At 49.1% G+C, this 5,644-nt stretch carries 7 protein-coding genes; 4 read left to right on the top strand and 3 right to left on the bottom strand.

The genetic code is table 11. From position 1 onward, the window contains the following. From Q0614_RS05035 to dapE, 4 genes are all read left to right on the top strand, one after another. Positions 1-312: hypothetical protein (locus tag Q0614_RS05035; RefSeq protein WP_298786989.1), on the top strand; the 312-nt coding region annotated here is incomplete at its 5' end. Beyond that, complete coding sequence (locus Q0614_RS05030; protein WP_298786988.1) at positions 309-494, top strand: hypothetical protein; 186 nt, start codon at positions 309-311, stop codon at positions 492-494. The genes Q0614_RS05035 and Q0614_RS05030, both read left to right, overlap by 4 nt. Positions 495-1,081: 587 nt before the next feature. After that, a complete protein-coding gene (locus tag Q0614_RS05025) occupies positions 1,082-1,678 on the top strand; it encodes a LysE family transporter (protein ID WP_298786986.1) in 597 nt (198 codons plus the stop codon). 15 nt (positions 1,679-1,693) lie between these two features. Continuing rightward, the gene (dapE, locus tag Q0614_RS05020; protein WP_298786984.1) at positions 1,694-2,872 is read left to right on the top strand and encodes a succinyl-diaminopimelate desuccinylase; all 1,179 of its coding nucleotides are present in this window, start codon (positions 1,694-1,696) and stop codon (positions 2,870-2,872) included. A gap of 257 nt (positions 2,873-3,129) precedes the next feature. On the opposite strand, the gene Q0614_RS05015 is transcribed toward dapE, so the two are convergent. From Q0614_RS05015 to Q0614_RS05005, 3 genes are all read right to left on the bottom strand, one after another. Beyond that, a complete protein-coding gene (locus Q0614_RS05015) occupies positions 3,130-3,288 on the bottom strand; it encodes a hypothetical protein (RefSeq protein ID WP_298786982.1) in 159 nt (52 codons plus the stop codon). Between the two features lie 660 nt (positions 3,289-3,948). Beyond that, entirely contained in the window at positions 3,949-4,512 is a 564-nt protein-coding gene (locus Q0614_RS05010) for a methylated-DNA--[protein]-cysteine S-methyltransferase (protein WP_298786980.1), read from the bottom strand. A 142-nt stretch (positions 4,513-4,654) separates the two neighbouring features. Continuing rightward, positions 4,655-5,644, bottom strand: a 990-nt coding sequence (locus Q0614_RS05005) for a hypothetical protein (protein ID WP_298786978.1), incomplete at its 5' end; no start/stop codon positions are given.

The following is a 5,644-nucleotide window of genomic DNA, read 5'->3' as shown; positions in this document are numbered from 1 at the left end:
GCGCGACGGGGGATTTTTCGTTTTAAATTTAGCTATTGCGATCGCGGAATTTTACTAAGCAGACTGCTTAAAGCTCTTGCGTCGCGGGATTTTCACGAAAATGGCTGCGGCGTGAAATTTGCTCTGCGACGTAAATTTAATCCGGCGGCGCGCAGGTTCTTGCTTTGCAGCACTGAATTTGCCCCACTGCGAAACGATAAAATTTACGGTGCGTTTAGCCTCGCGGCGGGGTCTATTTTGCAGCGCGTCTGTTTTGCGGGCAAGGTTCTGCGACGGGCGATAAATTTAAATATGGGCACAACCGAATTGTGAGCGTGTGGCTAAATTTAAAGCGTGCGATCGGTCAAATTTCAGACGCCGCGGCTGGGTTTTTAAAATTTATGGATAAAATTTTAAGGCGCGAAATTTCATTCCGCAAAATTTCAGCTGCGATCATGAGCCGTTTATGGGTGCGGATACGCGAAATTACGCAAAGCAAAATTTCGGCGAGCTAAATTTTACCGCTGCGATCTTTAAATTTACGAGACTAAAATTTACCGGCTTGCGCGAGCCGCCGTTCGTCGCCAATCTTTTGCTAGTTTAAATTTTGCCCTGCAAAATTTAGCTCGCAAACTTAGCGGCGCAGCGAAACGGCAAATTTTGCTTCGCGAAATTCGAGCCGCAAATTTAAACCGCGATCCGTGCGTTAAAATTTAAAAACCAAATTTGAAGTCTAGTGAGCGGGTCCGCCGCACGAATGCTCGTATAAATTTCAAGCACATAATGCTCATATTGAAATTTTGCGACTGAGCGTGTATGTGAAGCGCTCGTTAAATTTCAAAGCCGAGGCGCATGCAACCGCACACATTAAAAATTTTAGAGCCTAGCTCGCTACGACGCACGCGTTAAAATTTTAAAGCTAAGACGCATATGGCGGCATTTGCGTTAAATTTAAAACCGATCGGCGGTCGCGCGGAATTTTAGGATTGATCTATTCGCAAAGCTGTGCGTCATCGATCTATTCGCAAAGCCGTGCCCATAGATTTTTTCGCAGCGCCGCACGCCGAAATTTTAGAGCAGATTGGGGAGTACAAGCAAAAGGATGCAATCGTTCGTACAAGGGGTTTTGATGGGTCTGGGCGTTAGCGTGCCGATCGGCCCGGTAAACGTGCTGATAATGTCCTACGCGCTGCGAAGCTACACCAAGGCGCTGTGCCTGGGCCTCGGCGCCATGAGCGCGGACATGCTGTATCTGGCGCTCTCGGCGTTCGGCATATCGCAGTTAGCCAAAATCCCGATCGTTTTTACCTGCATATCGGTATTTGGCGCATGCTTTTTACTCTACACGGCGTACGCGATCTGGCATGGCGCGACTAGCTCGGTGCAGCCTGCAAGCGTCGAGGCTTGCTCAGGCGTAGCGCTTTACGGCAAAGGCTTTTTGATAAATTTACTAAATCCATACGTCATTATGTTTTGGCTCAGCGTCTCTGCCGGCACCGCGCGAGCAGATTTTGCGCTTGCTCTTGCGGGGCTTGTAAGCGGAATCTTAGCTTGGATCACGCTTTTTCCGCTTGCGATATATCTAGCCCGCAGCAAGCTTCCAAACATAGTAGTGCGAGCATTTGCATATATCTCGGCGTTTATTTTGGTATTTTTCGCACTAAAGCTTTTATACGCTATAATTTTTGCTAAAATTTAAACCAAAGGATGGCTTATGAAACCGATTGAAATTCTAAAAGAGCTCATCAAATTCCGCTCGCTCACGCCTAGCGACGACGGAGCTTTCAACTACGTCTCGATGCTGCTGGCAGACTTTAGCGAGGATAGATTCGAGCTAAACGGCGTAACTAACGCGATTTTTACCAAGTGCTTCGGACAGGGTCCGCATCTGTGCTTTGCCGGACACATCGACGTCGTGCCGCCGGGCGAGGGCTGGGCGAGCGATCCGTTTGTGCCGGTGGAAGCGGAGGGCTTTTTATACGGGCGCGGCGCGCAGGATATGAAAAGCGGCATCGCAGCGGCAATCTGCGCGCTAGCGGCGGCACGCGATTTTAAGGGCACGCTAAGCCTACTACTAACCAGCGATGAGGAGGGCGACGGCATCTACGGCACGCGTGAAATGCTCTCTAAATTGCGCGAGCAAGGTGCCCTACCCGACTTCGCAATCGTTGCGGAGCCTACATGCGAAGTGCGCTTCGGTGATACCATTAAGATCGGCCGTCGCGGCTCGATTAACGGCGTCCTCACGCTCACAGGTATCGGCGGGCACGCAGCCTACCCAGATAAATGCATCAATCCTGTCCACATTTTAGCGCCGGTGCTTGCAAGTCTTGCGGGGCATGATCTGGACGCAGGTAGCGAGGATTTCGCTCCAGCCAAGATAGTCATCACCGACATTCGCGGCGGTTCGCAGGTAGTAAACGTAACACCTAAGGACGTGCGCGTGATGTTTAACGTCCGCGGCGGCGTAGGGCTGGGGCTAAAAGACGTGCGAGACTACGTACTGAGATTATTTGAGCTAGATGCAAAAGATGCGCTATGCAGCGAAAGCGAATCCTGCGGCAAACTAGAAATGAGCTGCACCGCGCAGCTGCGAGCAGGTGCGTCGCTACACCTCGCGCTAAAAAGCTCCTCAAAGCCTTTTTTAACTCAGCGAAACTCCAAAATCGTGCAAAAACTAAGCGCTAGCGTGCAGAAGATCTGCGGCGCAGTAGCCGAGCCAAACACCGCAGGCGGCACGAGCGATGCGAGATACTTCGCGGAGTTTGGCGTGGAGACGGCGGAGTTTGGCGTGCGAAACGACACTATCCATCAGATCAATGAACGAGTAGAGATTAGCGACGTCGAAAATTTAGCTAAAATTTTTAGCGATCTGATAGAAAATTTCGACTAATTTAGGGATTTGGCAAAGCTACGTAGATTTGATAAAAATTCTGCGTTCTACCAAACTTTGCTGAATTTGCCAGGGTTTTCGCTCGTAGCTGCTTGGCAAATTTTATCTTTGCTTCGCGTCTTACGTAGAAATTTTGCCCTGCTACGCCGCTTTTGCCAAGAATTTTATCTACAGCACGCTCGCCGCTTTTACAATTACTTTGCTATGCAACACTATGCAACGTCGCTTTCGCAAGAAATCCTAGCAAAACGTCGCTTTCAAAGGCGAGCTTCGCCGACGAACGCTACCGCTACTAGGAATTTTTTAAAAGAATACTGCTTTTGCGCGAATTTCAGCAAATAGCGCGGTCTTTGCGCAAAATTCATCTCGCTCTCTTTGCGTAGAATTTCATCTTCGCCAGGTGCCTTTAGCAGCATATTGCTGTACTTTGCCGCCTCCGCGAGAAATTTTATCTTTGACGCGCCCGCTGCTTACGCAAGAAGCTTGGCTAGGACAATGCCATTTCTGCTGGGATACCGCCTGCTTCGCGGATTTATAAAATTTTACTTGGTCACGTTGCCGCTGAGATAATTCCGCCCCGCTTACCGCTTCTGCGCAGATTTTAACCCTGCCTGACAAGCGCGATTTAAGAATTTTACTTTGCTTTGATACGGCGGCGTGGAATTTTACCCATACGGCGTAGCGGCACAGAATTTTAACCTCTGCAAAATTCCGCCTCAAAACTTGCTATCCTTGCCTATCTGCACAAAAGGATCGGCAAAATTTTGCTGCTTTACGCGCTGCCGCACTAAATGCACGCAGGATAAAATTTATCGAAGGACTTCAGCGTAGAATTTCGTGAGGCTAAATTTTACCGCTGCGAAAAATTTCAACCACTCATAGCAAGCGTCTGCGGCGCGATAAATTCCAAATTAAGGCTTCAAGCCGGCTTAGCAGGCTTCGCTTCTTTCAAAATTTTAACTACCTTGGTCGCCGCAAAACTAGAAATTTACAAAATCGCTTTATGAAATTTCGCAGCGCCGCGCGATAAAATTTTAAAATAAACGCCTGAGCGGCAAGGCGGAATTAACGGAATTTTACTTGCCAAATTTGGCTAAGCTTTCTCTTTCAAAGTTTAGTAGCCACGCTTTGGTCGCTACGCCGCCGGTGCCGCTGTATCCGCCGAGTCCGCCTGCAGCTACGACGCGGTGGCACGGCACGATGATGGGGATTTTGTTTTTGCCATTTGCGCCGCCTACTGCGCGGCTTGCGCGCGGTCTGCCGATAGCTGCGGCTAGCTCACCGTATGTTACGACCTCGCCGTAGGGGATATCTAAAAGTGCGCTCCACACGGACTTTTGAAACTGCGTGCCATTTTGGCTCAGTTTAACGCTAAAGCTCTCAAGCTCGCCCCTAAAATAGGTACTAAGCTCATCGGTGCAAAGAGTCAAATTCTTTCTTAAATCGCTAAGCTTTAAATCGCGTCCTTTATCGTCCGCGGCATGCACAAAGCCGAATTTAAGCCCTGCCTCGTACTTTCTAAAGATCTCACCATTGGGCCTGCAGGCAGAGTTTTTGACCCAGTCGATACTGCAGATCCCGATCTCGTCATCCCAAATTTCAAGCATTCCAATGGGCGAATTAAAAAAGACTTTTTGCATCTCAATCCTTTCAAATTTTACTGGTTTGATCAAAAAATTTTAAAAAGCGCTTGTTGCGATGTGAGCTAAAGCTCGAAAACGATGGAATTTCATGTGGTAACGCGAATTTTTTAAAATTTATCTGCAAAGCGCCGCAAAGTCTCTACTCAAACCGCACGATATTTACTAAAACCCCATCGAAAATGTCTTGCTTAAAGAGCTTGATCTCCCGCACGATATCTGCGTTATCATCGTCGATGACGCCGTTTTTGACGAGGCTGTCCTCGATGAGCTTAAAGATAAAGGCGTGGTTGCTGACGTCGGAGATACCGCTTTTAAAGCCCATTTCAAGGCGCACCGGCACGCCTATGTGCACGCCGCGCAGGTCCTTGGCGATGTAAAGATCAGCGATCGTGCGCACCATCTTTTTCGCCATTTGGTAGCTCGCCGTGGACGACAAAATATCATTAAGACCGAAATTCTCCATCAAAAGTGGAATACGAACGCGCGCCAAAACCCCTTCGCCAGGCTCGCTCGCGCTCTTTTTCAAAAACGAAATTTTAATCCTATGCGCGATGCCTATGAAACGCGGCTTAAGCTCAATGAGCCTAGCTTTAGATGCTTGCGGCAGCGAGACAGGACGCGAAGCGCTTGCAATAGGCAGAGCCTGCGGACGCTCTCTAAGGCTCGAGCGCTCTTTCGCAGGTGCTTTGCGCGCAGGTTTGTCATAAAAATTTACTGGCTTGGCCGCAAAAGTTGATTCGCTTCCAAAAGCAGCAGACGCGGGCTCATCACCAAGCGCCCCCTCCGCCATAGAAGAAGCAAACGTAGAATTCTCACCCGTTAACGCAGACTGCGCGGATTGCTCAAATTCGGGCGCAAATTTATTTCCCGCTTGCGGCGGCAAATTCGAAGGGCACCACTCTTGTGCGGAGCTTTTCTGTGCTAAATTTTGCCCGGCGGAATTTTTTAGCGCGTAATTTTGCCCTTTTGCCAAAAACATTGAATTCTCACCGACGCAATTCTCATCTTGAGGCGCGAATTCCGAGGCATTTTCTAAGGCAAAATTTGCGGCACGGCAGCTAGCGGAATTCGCGATTTGCCCCTTAGAAAACTCGGAGCCTTGAGGCCCACAATCATTTGCGCACTTTAT

This window comes from uncultured Campylobacter sp. (genome assembly GCF_937997595.1).
GTDB lineage: Bacteria > Campylobacterota > Campylobacteria > Campylobacterales > Campylobacteraceae > Campylobacter_B.
Note: the sequence above shows the minus strand (reverse complement) of the source record. Positions and strands in the feature narration are given on the sequence as shown.

Excerpts from the sequence above, each read along its gene's own strand:
- Q0614_RS05025 (WP_298786986.1), top strand. The coding sequence starts at position 1,082 with ATGCAATCGTTCGTACAAGGGGTTTTGATGGGTCTGGGCGTTAGCGTG.
- dapE (WP_298786984.1), top strand. The coding sequence starts at position 1,694 with ATGAAACCGATTGAAATTCTAAAAGAGCTCATCAAATTCCGCTCGCTC.
- Q0614_RS05015 (WP_298786982.1), bottom strand. The coding sequence starts at position 3,288 with ATGCTGCTAAAGGCACCTGGCGAAGATGAAATTCTACGCAAAGAGAGC.
- Q0614_RS05010 (WP_298786980.1), bottom strand. The coding sequence starts at position 4,512 with ATGCAAAAAGTCTTTTTTAATTCGCCCATTGGAATGCTTGAAATTTGG.